The organism is Streptomyces sp. NPDC002309 (assembly GCF_053593375.1).
Window position 1 is genome coordinate 1 of sequence record NZ_JBSFCI010000040.1, and the last position, 20,557, is coordinate 20,557.

At 72.8% G+C, this 20,557-nt stretch carries 16 protein-coding genes; 12 read left to right on the top strand and 4 right to left on the bottom strand.

All coding sequences use genetic code 11. The annotated features are described in order from the left end of the window. The coding region (locus ACWCPM_RS27995; RefSeq protein WP_450979032.1) for an SUKH-4 family immunity protein at positions 1 to 1,385 on the top strand (1,385 nt) is incomplete at its 5' end. Positions 1,386 to 1,589: 204 nt separating this feature from the next. Continuing rightward, a complete protein-coding gene (locus ACWCPM_RS28000; RefSeq protein ID WP_450979033.1) occupies positions 1,590 to 2,474 on the top strand; it encodes a cellulose-binding protein in 885 nt (294 codons plus the stop codon). 206 nt (positions 2,475 to 2,680) lie between these two features. Here the strand turns inward: ACWCPM_RS28000 and ACWCPM_RS28005 are convergent, their stop codons facing one another. From ACWCPM_RS28005 to ACWCPM_RS28015, 3 genes are all read right to left on the bottom strand, one after another. Next, positions 2,681 to 4,291, bottom strand: coding sequence for a sodium/solute symporter (locus ACWCPM_RS28005; protein WP_450979034.1), 1,611 nt, complete (start codon positions 4,289 to 4,291; stop codon positions 2,681 to 2,683). Further along, positions 4,288 to 4,809, bottom strand: a complete 522-nt coding sequence (locus ACWCPM_RS28010; RefSeq protein ID WP_450979035.1) for a DUF485 domain-containing protein — start codon at positions 4,807 to 4,809, stop codon at positions 4,288 to 4,290. Before ACWCPM_RS28010 ends, ACWCPM_RS28005 begins: the two co-directional genes overlap by 4 nt. A gap of 227 nt (positions 4,810 to 5,036) precedes the next feature. Beyond that, positions 5,037 to 5,243, bottom strand: a complete 207-nt coding sequence (locus ACWCPM_RS28015; RefSeq protein ID WP_450979036.1) for a hypothetical protein — start codon at positions 5,241 to 5,243, stop codon at positions 5,037 to 5,039. Positions 5,244 to 5,661: 418 nt separating this feature from the next. Here ACWCPM_RS28015 and ACWCPM_RS28020 point away from each other — a divergent pair, with 418 nt between their 5' ends. The 3 genes from ACWCPM_RS28020 (at position 5,662) to mfd (ending at position 12,863) form a co-directional block, all read left to right on the top strand. Further along, positions 5,662 to 6,450, top strand: coding sequence for an ABC transporter ATP-binding protein (locus ACWCPM_RS28020; protein WP_450979037.1), 789 nt, complete (start codon positions 5,662 to 5,664; stop codon positions 6,448 to 6,450). After that, the gene (locus ACWCPM_RS28025) at positions 6,447 to 9,026 is read left to right on the top strand and encodes an ABC transporter permease (RefSeq protein ID WP_450979038.1); all 2,580 of its coding nucleotides are present in this window, start codon (positions 6,447 to 6,449) and stop codon (positions 9,024 to 9,026) included. The genes ACWCPM_RS28020 and ACWCPM_RS28025 overlap by 4 nt, the downstream gene beginning before the upstream one ends. Positions 9,027 to 9,329: 303 nt before the next feature. Then, positions 9,330 to 12,863, top strand: a complete 3,534-nt coding sequence (mfd, locus tag ACWCPM_RS28030) for a transcription-repair coupling factor (protein WP_450979039.1) — start codon at positions 9,330 to 9,332, stop codon at positions 12,861 to 12,863. Between the two features lie 85 nt (positions 12,864 to 12,948). Here the strand turns inward: mfd and ACWCPM_RS28035 are convergent, their stop codons facing one another. Continuing rightward, positions 12,949 to 13,137 carry an antitoxin gene (locus ACWCPM_RS28035; RefSeq protein WP_450979040.1) on the bottom strand — a complete coding sequence of 63 codons (189 nt, stop codon included), beginning with the start codon at positions 13,135 to 13,137 and terminating at the stop codon, positions 12,949 to 12,951. Positions 13,138 to 13,290: 153 nt separating this feature from the next. Between ACWCPM_RS28035 and ACWCPM_RS28040 the strand changes: the two genes are divergently transcribed. The 7 genes from ACWCPM_RS28040 to ACWCPM_RS28070 all read left to right on the top strand — a co-directional run bounded on the left by ACWCPM_RS28040 (position 13,291) and on the right by ACWCPM_RS28070 (position 20,420). Then, a complete protein-coding gene (locus ACWCPM_RS28040) occupies positions 13,291 to 14,010 on the top strand; it encodes an HNH endonuclease family protein (RefSeq protein WP_450979041.1) in 720 nt (239 codons plus the stop codon). Positions 14,011 to 14,093: 83 nt separating this feature from the next. Continuing rightward, the gene (locus ACWCPM_RS28045) at positions 14,094 to 14,837 is read left to right on the top strand and encodes an N-acetyltransferase (protein ID WP_450979042.1); all 744 of its coding nucleotides are present in this window, start codon (positions 14,094 to 14,096) and stop codon (positions 14,835 to 14,837) included. Between the two features lie 206 nt (positions 14,838 to 15,043). Beyond that, positions 15,044 to 15,631, top strand: coding sequence for a hypothetical protein (locus tag ACWCPM_RS28050; RefSeq protein WP_450979043.1), 588 nt, complete (start codon positions 15,044 to 15,046; stop codon positions 15,629 to 15,631). Positions 15,632 to 15,696: 65 nt separating this feature from the next. After that, positions 15,697 to 17,154 (top strand): serine/threonine-protein kinase, encoded by a 1,458-nt coding sequence (locus ACWCPM_RS28055; RefSeq protein ID WP_450979080.1) that lies wholly within the window; start codon positions 15,697 to 15,699, stop codon positions 17,152 to 17,154. A gap of 143 nt (positions 17,155 to 17,297) precedes the next feature. Continuing rightward, positions 17,298 to 17,939 carry a SurA N-terminal domain-containing protein gene (locus ACWCPM_RS28060; protein WP_450979044.1) on the top strand — a complete coding sequence of 214 codons (642 nt, stop codon included), beginning with the start codon at positions 17,298 to 17,300 and terminating at the stop codon, positions 17,937 to 17,939. A 64-nt stretch (positions 17,940 to 18,003) separates the two neighbouring features. Continuing rightward, positions 18,004 to 19,020 carry a nucleoside triphosphate pyrophosphohydrolase gene (locus ACWCPM_RS28065; protein WP_450979045.1) on the top strand — a complete coding sequence of 339 codons (1,017 nt, stop codon included), beginning with the start codon at positions 18,004 to 18,006 and terminating at the stop codon, positions 19,018 to 19,020. Between the two features lie 104 nt (positions 19,021 to 19,124). Continuing rightward, complete coding sequence (locus tag ACWCPM_RS28070; protein ID WP_450979046.1) at positions 19,125 to 20,420, top strand: cytochrome P450 family protein; 1,296 nt, start codon at positions 19,125 to 19,127, stop codon at positions 20,418 to 20,420. The last annotated feature ends 137 nt before the right edge of the window (positions 20,421 to 20,557 follow it).

Below are 20,557 nucleotides of genomic sequence, written 5' to 3' on the forward strand. Positions count from 1 at the left end.
CCTGGCCGAACTGCGCACCATTCTGGAAAGGACCCTCACCCCATCCACCGGGCGGCGTACCGCCAGGAGTGCCCGGCGGAGCGCACCACGCGGCCACGATGCTGGCCGGCCCCGGGCAGCCGGTACCCGGCCCTGGCGCGCCTCAGGCTCCGGGCGCACCCCAGGGTTCGGCCGGCGGTGCGCACGGTGCCGTGCACCACGCGGAGACGATGCTCGCCGGTCCCGCCGTCGGTGGCCCCGGTGTACCCCCGCCGCCCCAGGCCCCGGGCGTTCCCGGTATGCCGCCGGGTGGCCGGCAGCCGATGCACCCGGTGCCGGGTGCGGTGCCGCCGCCCGCTTCCGGGATGCCGGTGCCGGGGCAGCCGGTTCCCGGGCAGCCTCCGGCGGCGTACGGCTACCCCCAGCAGGGGCAGCCGACTGTGGGCCCCGGCTATCAGGCGGTGCTGCGCTACCGGGCGCAGGACGGCTCGGAGCAGCAGCTGATCCGGCGTTCGGCGCCGGGTACGCCGCACCCGGAGTGGCAGATCTTCCATGAGCTGCGGGCCATGAACGTGCCGCCGGGCCAGGTGCTGGAGCTGCACACCGAGCTGGAGTCGTGCGAGCTGCCGGGCGCGTACTGTGCGCGGATGATCCGCGAGCAGTGGCCGCAGGCGCGGATCACGAGCATCGCGCCGTACGGCACGGATCACGCGAGCCGGCAGCAGGGCATGCGGCAACTGCTGGCGCACCAGGGCGAGTTGCACCAGGTGGCGGACGGTCCCGCGCGGCCCGCGCCGGTGCGTGCGCCGTTGACACCGGTGCAGCCGGCGCCGCCGCTCGCGCCGGAGGGTGTGGCGCAGGAGCTGGCGGGGGCGTTCGGGCCGGGTGTGTTCCGGTTCGAGCAGGCCGCGGTGTCGAGGCAGGGCGTGCCGCAGGTCGTGGCGCACACGCTGGTGGTGGCCGGACTGCCGCTGGACATGGGTCCGTTCTTCTGGGCGCAGGCACAGCCGGGCAGGCCGGTGCCGACGCTCGCCGAGCTGGCGCAGGAACGAGGGGTGCAGTCGGCGTCGGACGCGGGCTCGTACCTCGTCATGGGCAGCGACTTCGGCAAGGCGATCTGTGTGCAGTACGGCACGGCGAACATCGTGGCCGTGCCGGTGGAGGCCGGGCCGGGCGGTGCGCCGGTGCCGCCGCAGTTCGTGAACACCGGGCTGCCGGAGTTCGTGCGCTGTCTGGCGCTGCTCGGCCGGATGTGGCGGCTGCGGTTCGGGCTGAACCAGGAGCAGGCGGGCCGCTGGACCGTCGACTTCCAGGCCCAGTTGGCGGCGCTCGACCCGGCGGCGCTGGGTTCGCCGGAGAGCTGGTGGTCGGTGCTGCTGGAGCAGATGTGGGACGGGCTGTTGTGATGTCCGCGGTGTGCTGACATCCCTGGCGGGAGGGCCGGGCCCGGTCGTGAGACCGGGCCCGGCCTCTTTGTCTTCCGGAACGTGCGCGAGTTTGTCTTCCGGAACGTGCACGAGGAGCGCCCGGCGCGGAGTGTCGGATTATGACCATTTCTGTCTGATAGCTCAAGATATGCGCTAAATCGACATCGTTCGAGGAGTGCCGGAATGAGCAGCCCATCCGTGTCGGCGCATGACTTCGTGACAGTACGGGGGCGCGGTTACCGCCCCGAAGAGGTCGACGCGTACGTCGAGGCCCTGTCCGACGACCGTGACGCCGCCTGGGAGCGGGCCGCCCGTCTCACCGTCCTCGCCCGGGAGATGGAGGAGGAGGCCGAGGACCTGCGCGAGACCCTGGCCGAGCTTCCTCCGCAGACGTACGAGTCGCTGGGGGAGGGCGCGCGGCGCCTCTTCGAGGCGGTGCAGGACGAGGCCAGGGAGGTACGGGAGCGCGCGCGCCGCGAGGCACGCGAGCAGGTCGCGGAGGCCGAGGCGTACGCCGACAGCGTGCGCAGGACGGCGCAGGACGAGGCGGACGCGCTCGTGGCGGAGGTCGAGGAAAGCGCCCGGCAGTGGCTGGTCGAGGCGCGCGGGGTGGCGGACGAGATCCGTGTCGAGGCCCGGCGTGAGGTGAAGGAGGGCCGCACGGACGCGCTGTCGGCGTTGCGCGAGGCCCGGCATCGCTCCGCCGCGAGGCTCGCCGAGCAGGAGAAGGAGCATGCCCAGCGCTGGGCCGCGGTGGTGGGCGAGGCCGGCGACGCCGCCGTGGACGCGCCGCACGCCGAACGGGCGGCGCGCGCGGAGGCCGCGCTGGCCGAGGCGGAGCGGGACTTCGCCGACGCCGAGCAGACCCTCGCGCACGAGCAGGAGAAGGCGCAGGTGCGGGCCGCGGAGGTGCTCGCGCAGGCGCGGGCGGAGGAGGAAGCCATCGCCGGCGAGACGGAGAAGGTGCTGCGGGAGCACGGGGAGCGCTGGGACGACGTCCAGGCGCAGATGGACGTCGTACGCGAAAGCCTCGCGGCGCTGAGCGGCGGGCGGGCGCCGGCGGAATGAGGGACGGCGTGGCCGGCGCGGTCCCCGGCGGGCGCCCGCGGGAGGCCCCCGCACCCACCGACGCGCCCCGGCGGCGGTCCGCCCGGACCCGGTACCCGGCGTCCGGATGAGGCTGCGGGCACGGGCACGGGCACGGGCTCCGCGCCCGCGGCATCGCGCACGCTGCGTTCGGCGCCCGCTGGTCCCTTCCGGCGTACCGCGCGCGCTCACCCCTTCCGGCGTACCGCGCCCGCCAGGATCCACGCCTCCACCGCCTCGTACTGGCGCCGTTGCTCCTCCGCCTTCCGGCGGCCGGAGGCCATCGTGCCGAGCCAGCCGAAGGCGAAGCCGAGGGGGACGGAGACCAGGCCCGGGGTGGTGAAGGGGAAGTAGGTGAAGTCGGCCTCGGGGAACGCCGAGACGGGTGAGCCGGAGACCAGATTGGTGCCCGGCATCAGGACCAGCACCGCCAGGGAGCCACCGATGAGGGTGCTGAGCAGGCCGGCGCGGGTGTAGCGGCGCCAGAAGAGGCCGTAGACCAGGGCGGGTGCGAGGGCGGAGGCGCCCAGGGAGAACGCCAGGGTCACCAGGGGTTGCAGGCTGCGGTGCTGGACCATCGTGGCCAGCAGGATCGTCGGGATGCCGATCACGACGGCGGAGAGGCGGGCCAGGGTCATCTCGCGGCGGGCGGACAGCTCCTGGACCCGGTTGGCGAAGACGTCGTGGGCCAGGGAGTTGGCGCAGGCGAGGATCATCCCGGCGACCGAGGCGAGCACCGTCAGGAAGACGGCCGTCGTGACCGCCGTGAACAGGAACGTCTCCCCGGTCGTCACCTCCGGCCCGAACGCCGCCTGGGAGCCCAGCAGATAGGCGGAGTTGCCCTGCGGGTCCGCGGCCGCGATGGCCTCGCGGCCGATCAGCGCGGTCGCGCCGAATCCGACGACGGTGATGATCAGCACGAACACCGCGACGCTCGACACCGCCCAGGACATCGAACGGCGTACCTGGCGGGCGCTGGACGCGGTGTACATGCGCATGGTGACGTGCGGCAGGCAGGCGCCGCCCAGCACCACGCACAGCTCGGCGCTGACCATGTCGAGCCGGGGGAACGGCCCTCCCTCGAACTGCAGCCCGGAGCTGAGGAACGCGGCGCCCACCCCGCTCCGCTCCGCCGCCGTGTCGAACAGGGCGGCCGGGTTCCAGTCGAACTTGCTCAGCATCAGGACGGCGACCACCGCGCCCGAACCGAGCAGCATCACCATCTTCAGGATCTGGATGAGCGCCGTCCCCTTCATGCCCCCGATCGCGGCGTAGCTGATCATCAGGGCGCCCAGTCCGACGATGCAGCCCGTCTCCACCTTCGTGCCGGACAGCCCGAGCAGAAAGGCCATCAACTGTCCGGTGCCCGCGAGCTGGACCAGCATCAACGGCAGCAGCGCCGCCAGTGTCACCACGCACGCGGTCACCCGTACGCACCGCCCCGGCATCCGGCGCGCGAAGGCGTCTCCCATCGTGAAACGGCCCGCGTTGCGCAGCGGTTCCGCCAGCAGGAACATCAGCAGCAGCAGCGACAGCGCCGTGCTGAGCGCCAGCACGATGCCGTCGTGGCCGTACAGCGCGATCACCCCGCCGGTGCCCAGCACCGTCGCCGCGGAGATGTAGTCGCCGGCGATCGCGAGGCCGTTGCGCATCGGGGACAGGGAGCTGTAGCCGGTGTAGAACTCGTCGAGGTCGTCGCGGTCGGGGCCGGTCATCACGCACAGCAGCAGCGTGATCGTGGCGACGGCGGTGAACGCGACCAGCGTCATCGTCTCCGCGGAGTCACTGAACCCGGTCACCGCGCGGCCCCCCGCTTGGCATCCAGCGCGGCCTGCCGGCGGATGCGGTCGGCCAGGGGATCGACGCGCACCCGCGCGGTGTGCTCGTAGAGGGCTATCGCCAGCCAGGTGACCGGCAGCTGGGCCAGCGCCAGCAGCAGTCCGGCCGGCAGTCCCGCGGCGACCTCGGCCGTCATGAACCCCGGGGCGGACGCCGACAGCACCAGGAACAGCGTGAAGTACCCGAGCGCGGTGAGGGTCGCCACCCGCCGCTGCCAGCGGTAGGCGCTGCGCAGGATGCGCAGGTCGCTGTGGTGCCCGAGCGGCGCGTGCACGGGCGCCCGCCGCCGGTCGGGCGGGGGATGCGCGTCCGGCTGCCAGGGGTAGGTGGGGTACGTCCGCGACGCGAGGTGCGGCGCGGGCGCGGGCGTGGGGTGCGAGGGGGGCGGGGCGGCGGGGAAAGGAGGCGGGTGGGGGCCGTCGGGCGGGGGTGGGTACGAGGGGCGTCGGGGAGGGGGCGAAAACGGGTCGTGGGACATCCCGTGCTCCTTGCGTGGCTCGGGTCCGTGGCGGCGGACCGCAGGGAGGTGGGGGGCGGGCCACGCACGCTACTCGCGAGTCAGGGGGCGCGCGGCGTTTTCACCAAACTGAGCGGTCGGTATGCGCTTGCTCCGCCGACCCGGCGACGACCTGCGGTGTCACCCGCGCGTCGACTCCGACTTTCGGCGGCCGGCGGAGTCCGAACCTCCGTTCCGCCGGGCGCGCGTCACGACTCGTCGACGACCGGGAAGCGGCGCGGGGCCAGCACCAGCAGCACCAGGAAGGCGAGCGCGGCCGCGCCTGCCACGCCCAGGTACACCGCGTGGACCGCGTCCGCGACGGCCCGCCGGGTGGCCCGGACGCAGCGCCCGTGCCGAGAGTCGGTCGCGGCGCCTTGCGCGGTGCCCCGCGCGACGGGTCTGGTGCTGCCCACGCGGATTCCTTCCCCTTGCACCTGTCTGCTGCCCGACAGCTTCCCACTTGCCCCTCACGCGACGGGAGGGCGCAGCCTGGGTGGGCCGGAAGGGGGACCCGACCCCGAGACGGCCTCCGTCCGGAGGGTGACGGCCCCTAGGGGGTTCTCCGTACCACGGCTCCGGGAGGGGTCGTCCCGGCGGAGGACGAGGGACGCCCGCGCGGTTCTTAATCTGGCTTTACGCCGTCGCGGGCGCCGCCGGGGGGCGGACGGGGCGGTGCGCCGCACCTTCGGGGGTGGGGTTTTCCTCAGGGGAAGAGGGGGCCGTACACCATCGAGCGGCGCCCCCTCCCGCCGCGAGACTCGTCGACGGGGCACCAGGCGCCCGGCGCCGGACACTTCCGCTTCAACTGCTGACCGACATAGGAGACATACCGTGACATCGGCTGTAACCATTCCCAGTCATGGGGGCACTGGAGAGCGTACGGCCGTCGCCGCGCGGGCGCGGCAGGTCGTCAAGGCGTACGGGGCCGGGGAGACCCGGGTCGTGGCCCTCGACCATGTCGACGTGGACATCGCCCGCGGCCGGTTCACCGCGATCATGGGCCCCTCGGGCTCCGGCAAGTCCACCCTGATGCACTGCCTGGCCGGGCTCGACACCGTGACCAGCGGTCAGATCTTCCTGGACGAGACCGAGATCACCGGTCTGAAGGACAAGAAGCTGACCCAGCTGCGCCGGGACCGGATCGGCTTCATCTTCCAGGCGTTCAACCTGCTGCCGACGCTGAACGCCGTGGAGAACATCACGCTCCCCATGGACATCGCCGGCCGCAGGCCCGACAAGGCCTGGCTGGACCGGGTCGTGGAGACCGTCGGCCTCGCCGACCGGCTGGGGCACCGGCCGGCGCAGCTCTCCGGCGGGCAGCAGCAGCGCGTCGCCGTGGCGCGGGCCCTCGCCGCCCGCCCGGAGATCATCTTCGGGGACGAGCCGACCGGGAACCTCGACTCGCGCGCGGGCGCCGAGGTGCTGGGCTTCCTGCGCACGTCCGTCGACGAGCTGGGGCAGACCATCGTGATGGTCACGCACGACCCGGTGGCCGCGTCGTACGCCGACCGGGTGCTGTATCTCGCCGACGGCCGGATCGTCGACGAGATGCGGCGGCCGACGGCCGAGGCCGTCCTGGACCGCATGAAGGACTTCGACGCGCGGGGGCGTACGTCATGACCGTGCTGAGGACCTCGATGCGCAACTTCCTCGCGCACAAGGGACGCATGGCCCTCTCGGCCGTCGCCGTGCTGCTGTCGGTGGCCTTCGTGTGCGGCACGCTCGTGTTCACCGACACGATGAACACGACCTTCGACAAGCTGTTCGCGGCCACCGCCTCCGACGTCACGGTGAGCCCCAAGGGCTCCTCGGACACCGGCGAGACCACCTCCGACAACGGCAGGCCCCCGGTCATGCCGGCCTCCGTCGTCGACGAGGTCGGTACGGTGAAGGGCGTCGAGTCGGCCGAGGGGACGGTCTTCTCGACCTCGGTGACCGTCGTCGACGCCGACAACGACAGCCTCTCCCCGACCGGCGGCGGGCCCACCATCGTCGGCAACTGGAACGCCAACGACGCCCGCACCATGAAGATCGCCTCCGGATCCGCGCCCCGGGGCGCCGACCAGGTGATGGTCGACGCGGACACCGCCGACAAGCACGGGCTGGAGCTGGGCGACGGGATCGGCGTCATCACCGCCGTCGGCACCCACCGGGCGAAGATCTCCGGCATCGCCGACTTCGCCGTCACCAACCCCGGCGCCGCGATCTTCTACCTCGACACGAGGACCGCCCAGCGGGCGCTGATCGGTGAGACCGGCGTCTACACCAACGTCAACGTCACCGCCGCGGCCGGCGTCGGCGACGCCGAGCTGAAGAAGAACGTCTCCACCGCCCTCGACGGCGCCTACCAGGTGCAGACGGCCAAGGAGGTCGCCGACGCCAACGCCGAGGACGTCCAGGAGTTCATGGGCGTCATCAAGTACGCGATGCTCGGCTTCGCCGGGATCGCCTTCCTCGTCGGCGTCTTCCTGATCATCAACACGTTCTCCATGCTGGTCGCCCAGCGCACCCGCGAGATCGGCCTGATGCGCGCCATCGGATCGAGCCGCAGGCAGGTCAACCGCTCGGTGCTCATCGAGGCGCTGCTGCTCGGCGTCGTCGGCTCCGTGCTGGGCGTCGGCGCCGGTGTGGGGCTCGCGGTGGGGCTGATGAAGCTCATGGGCGCCATGGGCATGAACCTCTCGACGGACGACCTGACGGTCGTGTGGACGACCCCGGTGGTCGGCCTCGTCCTCGGTGTCGTGGTCACCGTCCTGGCGGCCTACCTCCCGGCCCGCCGCGCGGGCAAGGTCTCGCCGATGGCCGCGCTGCGCGACGCCGGCGCCCCGGCCGACGCCAGGGCCGGCGTGGTCCGGGGTGTGATCGGCGCACTGCTGACGGGCGGCGGCGGCTTCGCGCTGTACCTCGCGGCGGCCGCCGACACCGCCGCGGACGGCGCGCTGTGGCTGGGCGCCGGTGTGGTGCTGTCGCTGACCGGCTTCGTCGTGATCGGCCCGCTGCTGGCGGGCGGCGTGGTCCGGGTGCTCGGCGCGATCGTGCTGCGGATGTTCGGTCCCGTGGGCCGGATGGCCGAGCGCAACGCGCTGCGCAACCCGCGCCGCACCGGTGCCACGGGCGCCGCGCTGATGATCGGGCTGGCGCTGGTGGCCTGCCTGTCGGTGGTCGGCTCCTCGATGGTCGCCTCGGCGACGGAGGAACTCGACAAGAGCGTGGGGACGGACTTCATCGTGCAGTCCGACCGCGGGCAGCTGATCACCCCGCAGGCGGTCCAGGCCGTGAAGGACGCCGACGGCGTCGCGCGCGTCACCGAGTACAAGTGGACGCAGGCCGACTTCACCACCCCCGACGGCGAGACGTCCGAGGACACCGCCATCACAGCCGCCGACCCGACGTACGCGCGGGACCTGCGGGTCGAGACCGTCGCGGGTGACCTCGCCGACGCCTACCGCCCCGACTCGATGTCCGTCCACGAGGAGTTCGCCGAGGACCACGGCGTCACCCTCGGCTCCGAGGTCGCCGTGGCCTTCAAGGACGGCTCCGAGGCACGGCTGACCGTCCGGGCGATCACCAGCAGCGATGCGGTGATCGACCAGGGCGCGATGTACACCTCGATCGACACCCTCGCCACATACGTGCCGGCCGAGAAGATGCCGCTCGACACGCTGCTGTTCGCCTCGGCCGAGGAGGGTCAGGAGGCGGCCGCCTACACCGCGCTGAAGGCGGGGCTGGACGACTACCCGCAGTACAGCGTCCGGGACCAGACCGACTACAAGCAGGCCCTGAAGGACCAGATCGGTCAGCTGCTGAACATGATCTACGGCCTGCTGGCCCTCGCGATCATCGTCGCGGTCCTGGGCGTCGTGAACACGCTGGCCCTCTCGGTCGTCGAGCGGACCCGGGAGATCGGCCTGATGCGGGCGATCGGCCTCTCACGCCGGCAGCTGCGCCGGATGATCCGCCTGGAGTCGGTCGTGATCGCCCTCTTCGGCGCCCTGCTGGGCCTGGGGCTGGGCATGGGCTGGGGCGCGACGGCGCAGCGGCTGCTCGCACTGGAGGGGCTGGACGTGCTGGAGATCCCTTGGCCGACGATCGGCGCGGTGTTCATCGGCTCGGCCTTCGTGGGCCTGTTCGCCGCGCTGATCCCGGCGTTCCGCGCGGGCCGCATGAACGTCCTGAACGCCATCGCCACCGAGTAGCCACCGCACACCGGGGCTGCGGCGGACGGGCCCGGTGGCGGAAGTCCGGAGGGACTCCCGCCACCGGGCCTCGCGCCGCGCCGGTGACAGCGGGCCTCCGCAAGACGCCCCGCCCCGCTATCCCCGCCCCGGCCGTCCGGTCCTCGCCGGTCGTCGTTCGCTCGTACGGGTGGCTCGGGCGGGGGCGACGTACTCTGGAGACCCCCGGCCCGCACCGCGTGTCGGGTGATTCGCGTTGTCCGCCCCCGGTCCAGCGCGAGCCCGGTCAGTCATCAGCCCCAGTCATCCCGGACGGAAAGCACCATGAGCCTGCACGGTCTGCTCGACGCCGTCGTCAAGGACGCCGCACTCGCGGAAGCGATCAAGGCGGCCACCGACGGCAACCGGACGCACGTCGACCTGGTCGGCCCCCCGGCGGCCCGCCCCCTCGCCGTCGCCGCGCTGGCCCGCGACAGCGGCCGCCCGGTGCTGGCGGTGACGGCCACCGGCCGTGAGGCCGAGGACCTCACGGCGGCCCTGCGGACGCTGCTGCCCCCGGACGGCGTCGTGGACTACCCGGCGTGGGAGACCCTCCCGCACGAGCGGCTGAGCCCCCGCAGTGACACCGTCGGCCGTCGCCTCGCCGTGCTGCGCAGGCTCGCCCACCCCCGCCCCGACGACCCCGAGACCGGCCCGGTCTCCGTCGTCGTCGCCCCCGTGCGCTCCGTGCTCCAGCCGCAGGTCCAGGGCCTGGGCGACCTGGAGCCGGTGGCGCTGCGGGGCGGGCAGACCGCCGACCTGAACGAGGTCGTCGAGGCCCTCGCCGCCGCCGCGTACGCACGCGTGGAGCTGGTCGAGAAGCGCGGCGAGTTCGCGGTGCGAGGCGGCATCCTCGACGTCTTCCCGCCCACCGAGGAACACCCCCTGCGCATCGAGTTCTGGGGCGACGACGTCGAGGAGATCCGCTACTTCAAGGTCGCCGACCAGCGCTCCCTCGAAGTCGCCGAGCACGGACTGTGGGCCCCGCCCTGCCGTGAGCTGCTGCTCACCGACGACGTGCGCGCCCGCGCGCGCGCCCTCGCCGAGGAGCACCCCGAGCTCGGCGAGCTGCTCGGCAAGATCGCCGAGGGCATCGCCGTCGAGGGGATGGAGTCGCTCGCGCCGGTCCTCGTCGACGACATGGAACTGCTGCTCGACGTGCTGCCGAAGGGCGCCATGACCGTCGTGTGCGACCCCGAGCGGGTACGCACGCGTGCCGCGGACCTCGTCGCGACCTCGCAGGAGTTCCTCCAGGCGTCCTGGGCGGCCACCGCCGGCGGCGGCGAGGCGCCCATCGACGTCGGCGCGGCGTCCCTGCGGTCCCTCGCGGACGTCCGCGACCGGGCCCGCGAGCTGGACATCATGTGGTGGTCGGTGTCGCCGTTCGCCGCCGACGAAGAGCTCGACGACGCCACCCTCAAGCTCGGCATGCACGCCCCGGAGACCTACCGGGGCGACACCGCCAAGGCGCTCGCCGACACCAAGGGCTGGCTCGCCGACGGCTGGCGCACGGTGTACGTCACCGAGGCCCACGGGCCCGCCGCCCGTACCGTCGAGGTGCTCGGCGGGGAGGGCATCGCGGCCCGGCTGGACGCGGACCTGGGCGACATCTCCCCGTCCGTCGTGCACGTGGCGTGCGGTTCGATCGACCACGGCTTCGTCGACCCGGCACTGCGGCTCGCGGTGCTTACCGAGACCGACCTCTCCGGCCAGAAGGCCGCCGGACGCGACGGACAGCGCATGCCCGCCCGCCGCCGCAAGACGATCGACCCGCTCACCCTGGAGGCCGGCGACCACATCGTCCACGAGCAGCACGGCGTGGGCCGCTACATCGAGATGGTGCAGCGCACCGTGCAGAGCGCCACCCGCGAGTACCTGGTCGTCGAGTACGCCCCCGCCAAGCGCGGCCAGCCCGGCGACCGCCTCTACATCCCCACCGACCAGCTGGAGCAGATCACCAAGTACGTCGGTGGCGAGGCGCCCACGCTGCACCGGCTGGGCGGCGCGGACTGGACGAAGACCAAGGCGCGCGCGAAGAAGGCCGTCAAGGAGATCGCGGCGGACCTCATCAAGCTGTACAGCGCGCGCATGGCCGCCCCCGGCCACGTCTTCTCAGCGGACACGCCGTGGCAGCGGGAACTGGAGGACGCCTTCCCGTACGCGGAGACACCCGACCAGCTGACCACCATCGCCGAGGTCAAGGAGGACATGGAGAAGTCGGTCCCGATGGACCGCCTGATCTGCGGCGACGTCGGCTATGGCAAGACGGAGATCGCGGTGCGGGCCGCGTTCAAGGCCGTGCAGGATGGCAAGCAGGTCGCGGTCCTCGTGCCGACGACGCTGCTGGTGCAGCAGCACTTCGGCACGTTCGGCGAGCGGTACGCGCAGTTCCCGGTGAGCGTGAAGGCGCTGTCCCGGTTCCAGACCGACACCGAGGCCAAGGCGGTCCTGGAGGGGCTGCGGGAGGGCGCGGTGGACGTCGTCATCGGCACGCACCGCCTGTTCTCCTCGGAGACGAAGTTCAAGGACCTGGGCCTCGTCATCGTCGACGAGGAGCAGCGGTTCGGTGTCGAGCACAAGGAGCAGCTGAAGAAGCTGCGCGCCAACGTCGACGTGCTCACGATGTCGGCGACCCCGATCCCGCGCACCCTGGAGATGGCGGTCACCGGCATCCGCGAGATGTCGACAATCACCACCCCGCCGGAGGAGCGGCACCCGGTGCTGACCTTCGTCGGTCCCTACGAGGAGCGGCAGATCGGCGCGGCCGTCCGCCGTGAACTGCTGCGTGAGGGCCAGGTCTTCTACATCCACAACCGGGTCGAGTCCATCGACCGGGCGGCGGCCCGGCTGCGCGAGATCGTCCCCGAGGCGCGGATCGCGACCGCGCACGGGCAGATGTCGGAGACGGCGCTGGAGCAGGTCGTCGTCGACTTCTGGGAGAAGAAGTTCGACGTGCTGGTGTCGACGACGATCGTCGAGTCCGGCATCGACATCTCCAACGCCAACACCCTGATCGTCGAACGAGGGGACACCTTCGGCCTGTCGCAACTGCACCAGCTGCGCGGGCGGGTGGGCCGCGGCCGTGAACGCGGCTACGCGTACTTCCTGTACCCGCCGGAGAAGCCGCTCACCGAGACCGCCCACGAGCGGCTCGCCACCATCGCCCAGCACACCGAGATGGGCGCGGGCATGTACGTCGCCATGAAGGACCTGGAGATCCGCGGCGCCGGCAACCTCCTCGGCGGTGAGCAGTCGGGCCACATCGCCGGCGTCGGCTTCGACCTGTACGTCCGGATGGTCGGCGAGGCCGTCGCGGACTACCGCCGGCAGCTGGAGACCGGCGGGATCGAGGAGGAGCCGCCGCTCGAGGTCAAGATCGAGCTGCCGGTCGACGCCCATGTCCCGCACGACTACGCGCCGGGCGAGCGGCTGCGCCTCCAGGCGTACCGGGCGATCGCCTCCGCCAACTCCGAGGAGGACGTCAAGGCCGTACGGGAGGAACTGGTCGACCGGTACGGCAAGTTGCCCGAGCCGGTGGAGAACCTGCTCCTGGTGGCCGGTCTGCGCATGCTCGCGCGGGCGTGCGGCGTGGGCGAGATCGTGCTCCAGGGCAACAACATCCGCTTCGCGCCGGTGGAGTTGCGCGAGTCGCAGGAGCTGCGGCTCCAGCGGCTCTACCCGGGGACGGTCGTCAAGGCGGCGGCGCACCAGGTGCTGGTGCCGCGTCCCAAGACGGCGAAGGTGGGCGGGAAGCCGCTGGTCGGGCGGGAGTTGCTGGGCTGGGTCGGCGAGTTCCTGGCGTCGGTCCTGGGGTCGTAGGAGCCCGGCCGGGGCACGCGAGGCCGCCCGCGGACGCTGCGCACCGCGGGCGGCTCTGTCCGGACGTCCCCCGTGCTTCTTCCGGCTACGGCTGTTCGGGCTTGTCGCGACGGTCCATGCCGATCCTGCCCTCGATGTTCTGCTGGGCCGAGTCGACCTGGCTCTCGTACTTGTTGCCCGTCCTGTCGTTCGCCTGCTTCTCCGCGGCGTCGGACATCTGCCTGGCCTTGTCCTGCGCCGCCTTGTGGCTCTTGAACCTGTCGAGGATGCCCATCCAGAGCTCCTTCCAGAGGTGTCCCAGAACCGACGATACGCCCGGAAAGAGCGCTATGCCGTGAAAGAGCCCCTATGGTCTGGACCTCTCGACGGCTACCGTGTCCCCACGGAGTGAGGCCGCGACGAGCACGGCAAAGGGGTGGGACGCATCGTGGGGCGTCTGAGGGGTGGGGCGGCGGCCGCCGGGGTCGCCGCGGTCCTGTGGGCCATGGCGGGCTGCACGGAACCGGACACCGGCACCGGTGGTCCGAGGGGGCCGGAGACCGCAGGCGCGGCCCTCACGGCCGCTCAGGCGCTGCCGGTGAAGGGGCGGGCGCCGAGGACGGGGTACGACCGGGACAGGTTCGGCTCCCCCTGGGCGGACACGGACTCGAACAATTGCGGGACCCGCGACGACATCCTCAAACGGGACCTGGCCGGCGCCGAGTTCGGTGACGACGGCTGCGAGGTGTCCTCCGGGACGCTGGACCCGGACCCCTACACCGGCGAGGACGTCGCCTTCGTGCGCGGCCGCAGCCAGGTGGACATCGACCATGTGGTCGCCCTCTCCGACGCCTGGCAGAAGGGCGCCCGGCAATGGGACCCCGGCAAGCGCATAGCCTTCGCCAACGATCCCCTGAACCTGATCGCCGTCGACGCGGGCACCAATCGCGCCAAGGGCGACGGTGACACGGCGACCTGGCTGCCGCCCGACCGGTCGTACCGCTGCACCTATGTCGCCGCGCAGGTCGCCGTGAAGAAGAAGTACGGGCTGTGGGTGACGTCCGCCGAGAAGGCGGCGATGACGGACGTCCTCGCCGACTGCCCTGGGCAACGGCTGCCCACGGGGGGCAACCCCACCGAGGCGCCGCCCCGCTTCCACGCGGACTGAGGCACGTCGACCGGGGCACCGGGACCGGCGCCCGGGGGAAAAACCCGTTCCGCCCGCCCGGCCCCGCCGCCTAGCGTTGCCGTATGGAGCTGACGACGTCCAACCTCGCCGACCGGCCCGACATGACGGCCCGGGTGCTCGGCATGGCCGACAGCTGGCCCGAGTTCGTGGTGAACGACCTCGTCGGCAACGCCCACTACCCGCGGATCGCCGCCGAACTGCCGCAGTACGTGCAGTTCGCCGAGGACGAGCACGGTGAGGTCGTCGCGCACGCGCACAGCGTCCCCTTCGCGCTCGGCGCCGACGGCCGGGGCGCGCTGCCGGCCCGTGGCTGGGACGAGGTGCTCGCGTGGGCGTTCTCCGACCTGCGCCGCGGAGTCCGCCCCGACACGGTCAGCGCCATCTCCGTCGTGGTCGCGCCGCACGCCCAGGGCCACGGCCTGTCCCAGCTGATGCTCGCGGCGATGCGCGCCAACGCCGCTGCTCTCGGCTTCCGTGAGGTCGTCGCCCCCGTGCGCCCCAGCGCCAAGCACCTCGAACCCCGGACGCCCGTCGAGGAGTACGCCCGCCGGGTCCGCCCCGACGGGCTCCCGCACGACCCCTGGCTGCGGGTGCACGCGCGCGCCGGCGCCACGTTCGACTCCGTGGCACCGGCCTCCATGACCGTGGCGGCCCCGCTGGAGGACTGGCGCCGCTGGACGGGGCTGCCCTTCGACACGGCGGGCGACGTCGAGGTGCCGGGGGCACTGGTGCCGGTGCGCTGCGAGCCGGAGCGCGGCTACGCGGTGTACGTCGAGCCCAACGTGTGGATGCGCCACTCCCTTTGAGTCGCCGGCGCGGGCCGAGGGGCGTGTGCTTCGCGCGGGGTGATCAGTGTGGCAACGGTTCGGTACAACGCATGACGGGTTGTCGGTCTCGGGCTATACGCTCGAAGCGACCCTCGCACGACCGGAGTCGCCCGGCTCCGGACGACTCCGTCACCGCACTTCAGGCACCAGGAGCAGCCATGCATGGCCACGGCTACACGCAGCCGGTGAAGCAACCGCCCCCGACGGCGTGGCTGGTGCTCGTGCGTGTGCTGTTCGTGTCGATGTCCGTCCTCAGCCTCGGCTTCCTGACCTGGACGATGCTGCTGCGCCTGGCCATCGTCACGCGCCGGTCGCTGGACTGGGGCCTGTTCGTGGCCGTGCTGGCCATCGACATCCTCGCGGTGGTCCTCCTCGGCACCGAACCCGGCGACGAGATCCACACCGCGGGCGGCTGGACCGGCCTCGCGCTGCTCCTGGGCACGCTGGTGGCGGTGCTGGCGTACTACCTCGCCGCGGAGATACGCCATTTCCACCGGCTCCGGCACGGTCCCGGGACGGCGCAGGCGTACGGCTACCCGCAGCAGCCGTACACCGACGCGACGACGGTGCCGCAGACGGGGGCCCGGACCCCGCCGCCCCTGCCCCCGCACGGCCCGCACACACCTCACCCCCGGCCCCCGATACCCACCCCGCCCCCGCAGCGCCCGGCCCCCGCCCGTATCGACCAGGTCCGGGCCGAGCTGGACGAGCTGAGTGACTACCTCCGTCAGCAGGACGGCCGGCGCGACGGCGAGCCCGAGGGCGGACGGTGACGGCGACGGCGGGACGCGTCGTGGCCGACCGCTACGAACTGGCCACGCTCATCGGGCAGGGCGGCATGGGCCAGGTCTGGACGGCGTACGACCGGCGGCTCGACCGGCGTGTGGCGGTGAAGCTGCTGCGCCCCGACAAGGTGGCCGGGCAGGAGGCCGACGAGCTGCGCCTGCGCTTCGTGCGCGAGTGCCGGGTGACCGCGCGGGTCGACCACCCCGGCCTGGTCACGGTGCACGACGCGGGCAGCGAGGCCGAGGAGCTGTTCCTCGTCATGCAGTACGTGGACGGCGTCGACCTCTCCGGCCATCTCGCCGGGCGCGACCCGTACCCGTGGCAGTGGGCGGTGGCGGTCGCCGCGCAACTGTGCGCCGTGCTGAGCGCGGTGCACGCGGTGCCGATCGTGCACCGCGACCTCAAGCCGCGCAACGTGATGGTCAAGCAGGACGGCACGGTCACGGTCCTCGACCTGGGCGTCGCCTCGGTCATGGACACCGACACCACCCGCCTGACGCACACCGGCTCACCGATCGGCTCGCCCGCCTACATGGCGCCCGAGCAGGCGATGAGCGGCGCGGTCGGCCCGTACACGGACCTGTACGCGCTCGGAGTGCTGCTGCACGAACTCCTCAGCGGCGAAGTCCCCTTCGCGGGATCCACGGCGCTCGGCGTGCTCCACCGCCACCTGTACGAGCCCCCGGTCCCCGTGCGCCGGATCCGTCCCGAGGTCCCCGAGGCCCTCGAAGCGCTGGTCCTGCGCCTGCTCGCCAAGGACCCGCAGCACCGGCCGGGTTCCGCGCAGGAGGTGTACGAGGAGCTGTCGCCGCTGCTGCCCGCGCGCGGCACCCCCAGCGGGGCGGCCCTTGACCCCACGCGCCCGTTCGTACGCCCGCACGCCCCCTGGCCGGACCGCGCCCGCACGCCCGCGCCCCAGCCCGCCCCCGTCCCGCCGGCCACCGGGAGACCGGACGTCGCGCGCGCCGTCGACGAGGTCAAGCGGCTCCTCGGCGAGGGCCGCATCACCCAGGCCGTCGACATCCTCGGCGCGATCCTGCCGACCGCGGCCGAACAGCACGGCGAGCACTCACCCGTCGTGCGCACGCTGCGCAAGCAGTACGCCGCGACGCTCATGGACGACGGCCAGTACCGGCGTGCGCTGCCCGAGTTGCGCCGCCTCGCCGACGAACGTGCCGCGGAGGCCGGCCAGGCCGACCCGCAGGCCTTGCGTTTCCGCTACGAGGCCGCCCAGTGCCTCGAACAGCTCGGCGAACCGGCGGCGGCGCTCGCCGCCTACCGGGCGCTGCTGCCGTACTACGAGAACCAGTACGTCTCCGGCGACCCCCACCTCGCCCTCGACGTCCGCCGCCGCATGGGCCATCTGCTGCTGGCCGTCGGGGACCGCGCCGCCGCGCACGACACGCTGGCGCGGCTGCTGCACGACGTCGAACGGACGAGCGGTCTGGGGCATCCGCTGGCGGTGGAGGTGCGCCGGACGCTGCAGTGGCTGGGACAGGTGCGCGGATAGTCGCCCGGCAGCCGGACGGCGCGGCGGTGCCCGAAGTCCTGGTGAATCGTTGGTCGAATGGGTTGGCCAAAGCCGTACTGCTGCCTACCATCGATCACCGCAAGACTTTGTGCTCCGTCGCACAATCTCCTCGGGAGGTTTCCTTGCACCGCCGTCGTCGCCGCACCGCGCTCCTTCTTCTCGCCGCGATCGCCTCGGCGCCCGCCCTCACCGCCTGCGGGAGTGACGCGCACGCGGGCGCGGCCGCCGTCGTCGGCGGTCAGCGGATCACCGTGTCGCAGCTGGAGACCCGGGTCACCGAGGTGCGCGAGGCGCAGCGGGCGGCGGTGGCCGACGAGACGCAGTACGCGCAGGTGATCGCCAAGACCGGCACCCTCACCCGCGACACGCTGCACGGCATGGTCCTGGACCGGGTGCTGCACCGTGCCGCCCAGGACGCCGGCATCTCGGTGAGCCGCAAGGAGGTCCAGGAGATGCGCGGCGGGCTGCAGGAGCAGGTCGGCGGCGCGAAGGCGCTGGAGACGACCTGGCTGCAGCAGTACGGGGTGGCGCCGGAGCGCCTGGAGGAGAACCTCCGCCTCCAGCTGGAGGCCCAGAAGCTCGCCGCGAAGCTCGGCACCGACACCAGCCAGCCCGCCTTCTGGAAGGCGCTGTCGGAGGCGTCCGAGAAGCTGAGCGTCGACCTGAACCCGCGCTACGGCAGCTGGGACGTCCAGAAGAGCAGCCGTGTGGACGCGAAGACACCGTGGGTGCGCGAGATCACGGCGGGGCAGCAGCCCGCGTAAGTCCCGGCGGGGCCGCCGGTGGACGGCGCGCCGGTCCGTCGGCGGCGTGGGTTACGTTCGGACCGTGAACGCAACCAGCTTCGACAGAGCTCCTGACGCCGGGAAGGGCGGTGCGCCGACGCCCCCGGGCACCGGCCGGGTCGTCCTGCTCACCACCAGCCACCGTGTGGCCCCCGGACTGCTCTCCTGGCCCGCCTGGCGGGCGCTGCACGCCGCCGACCGTGTGCTGTGTGCCGACGGGACACATCCGCAGCTGCCGTATCTGCGCGAGGCGGGCATAGCGGTGGAGGAGGCGTCCCCGACCGCCGGGGAACTGGTCGACGCGTGCGCCGGCGGGCGGACCGTCGTCGTCGTCGCCGGCGGCGAGGGCGAGCCGGCCCTCACGGACGGGCTGGCGCGGCTCGCGGGCGGCGGGCGCCTCGCCATGCCCGAGCTGGAACTGCTCCCCGCCTCCTACGACCTGCCCGGCGCGCGCCTCCTCGACCTCGTCCAGGTCATGGACCGGATCCGCGTCGAGTGCCCCTGGTCGTCCCGGCAGACCCACCAGGGCCTGGTGAAGTACGGGATCGAGGAGGCGTACGAACTCGTCGAGGCGATCGAGGCCGGTGACCGGGACGAGCTCCGGGAGGAGCTGGGCGACGTGCTCCTCCAGGTCGTCTTCCACGCCCGGATCGCGGAGGAGGACCCCGAGGCCCCGTTCTCCGTCGACGACGTCGCGGGCACCATCGTCGACAAGCTCGTCCACCGCCACCCGCACGTCTTCGGTGAGGAGAGCGCCGCCACCCCCGAGGAGGTCAAGGAGCACTGGCTGCGCACCAAGGCCGAGGAGAAGCGGCGGACCTCGGTGACCGAGGGCATCCCGCTGCACCAGCCCGGCCTGGCCCTCGCCGCGAAGCTCGCCTCCCGGGTGCGCACGGCGGGACTGGACGTGCCCCTGCCGGCGGGCGAGGGCGTCGGGTACGAGCTGCTGGCGCTGGCGGCACGGGCGGAGGCCGCCGGCACGGACCCGGAGGCGGCGCTGCGCGCGGCGGCCCGTGCCTACCGGGACGCGGTCCGTGCCGCGGAGGGGGCCGGCGCGTAGTCCCGTCGCCCGGACGGGGCCGGGCCGGTTCGAGGGCGTGTCGGCGCGGACGGCCGGACGCCCGGGCGGCGCGGGCGTCCGGCCCGGCGGATACCGTCGGGGGGGTGACCGACCCGCACCACCCCGACGCGCCCGCGCCCCGCTCGACGCCGGCGCCGGAACTCTTCACCTGGGAGTTCGCGACCGACCCCTATCCCGCCTACGCCTGGCTGCGCGAGCACGCCCCCGTGCACCGGACGAGGCTCCCCAGCGGGGTGGAGGCATGGCTGGTCACCCGGTACGCCGACGCCAAGCAGGCCCTCGCCGACCAGCGGCTGTCCAAGAACCCGGAGCACCACGCCGAGCCCGCGCACGCCAGGGGCAGGACCGGCATCCCCGGTGAGCGCAAGGCCGAGCTGATGACGCATCTGCTGAACATCGATCCGCCGGACCACACCAGGCTGCGGCGGCTCGTCTCGAAGGCGTTCACCCCGCGCCGCGTCGCCGAGTTCGCCCCGCGCGTGCAGGAGCTGACCGACGACCTCGTCGCCCGGTTCGCCCAGGAGGGCTCCGCCGACCTCATCCACGAGTTCGCCTTCCCGCTCCCCATCTACGCGATCTGCGACCTGCTCGGCGTCCCCCGCGAGGACCAGGACGACTTCCGGGACTGGGCGGGCATGATGATCCGCCACGGCGGAGGCCCCCGGGGCGGGGTCGCGCGCTCGGTGAAGATGATGCGGGGCTACCTCTCCGAGCTGATCCACCGCAAGCGCGAGTCCCTCCCCGCCGAACCCGACCCCTCCGAGGACCTCATCTCGGGCCTCATCCGCGCCTCCGACCACGGTGAGCACCTCACCGAGAACGAGGCGGCCGCGATGGCCTTCATCCTCCTGTTCGCCGGTTTCGAGACGACCGTCAACCTCATCGGCAACGGCACCCTCGCCCTGCTCACCCACCCCGGCCAACGCGCCCGTCTCCAGCAGTCCCTGGCGCGCGGTGAACAGGCCCTGCTGGAGACCGGCGTCGAGGAACTCCTGCGCTACGACGGGCCCGTGGAGCTCGCCACCTGGCGGTTCGCCACCCAGCCGCTCAGCATCGGCGGCCAGGACATCGCGCCGGGCGACCCCGTCCTCGTCGTGCTCGCCGCGGCGGACCGGGATCCGGAGCGGTTCGCCGACCCGGACACCCTCGACCTCGCCCGCCGCGACAACCAGCACCTCGGCTACGGCCACGGCCTCCACTACTGCCTCGGCGCGCCCCTGGCCCGCCTGGAGGGCCGGACCGCGCTCGCCTCCCTGCTGACCCGCCTGCCCGATCTGCGGCTCGCGGTGGACCCGGGTGAACTGAGGTGGCGCGGCGGGCTCATCATGCGAGGACTGCGGACGCTTCCGGTGGAGTTCACACCGGTGCGGGAGAAGTGACGCGCTTTCAACTATGTGATCTCCATGTGATCTGCGCGGCATGAACTTGTGACAAGTGATCGTCTGCCTATACGTTCAGCCATCAGCACGGCCTTTCGGTTTCACCGGCCGCGCAGTTCCCCGCTGTCACGCGAAAG

Bases quoted from the DNA above. Each gene is read 5' to 3' on its own strand.
- ACWCPM_RS28000 (WP_450979033.1), top strand. From the start codon at position 1,590: ATGAGCAGCCCATCCGTGTCGGCGCATGACTTCGTGACAGTACGGGGG.
- ACWCPM_RS28010 (WP_450979035.1), bottom strand. From the start codon at position 4,809: ATGTCCCACGACCCGTTTTCGCCCCCTCCCCGACGCCCCTCGTACCCA.
- ACWCPM_RS28025 (WP_450979038.1), top strand. From the start codon at position 6,447: ATGACCGTGCTGAGGACCTCGATGCGCAACTTCCTCGCGCACAAGGGA.
- mfd (WP_450979039.1), top strand. From the start codon at position 9,330: ATGAGCCTGCACGGTCTGCTCGACGCCGTCGTCAAGGACGCCGCACTC.
- ACWCPM_RS28035 (WP_450979040.1), bottom strand. From the start codon at position 13,137: ATGGGCATCCTCGACAGGTTCAAGAGCCACAAGGCGGCGCAGGACAAG.
- ACWCPM_RS28045 (WP_450979042.1), top strand. From the start codon at position 14,094: ATGGAGCTGACGACGTCCAACCTCGCCGACCGGCCCGACATGACGGCC.
- ACWCPM_RS28055 (WP_450979080.1), top strand. From the start codon at position 15,697: ATGGGCCAGGTCTGGACGGCGTACGACCGGCGGCTCGACCGGCGTGTG.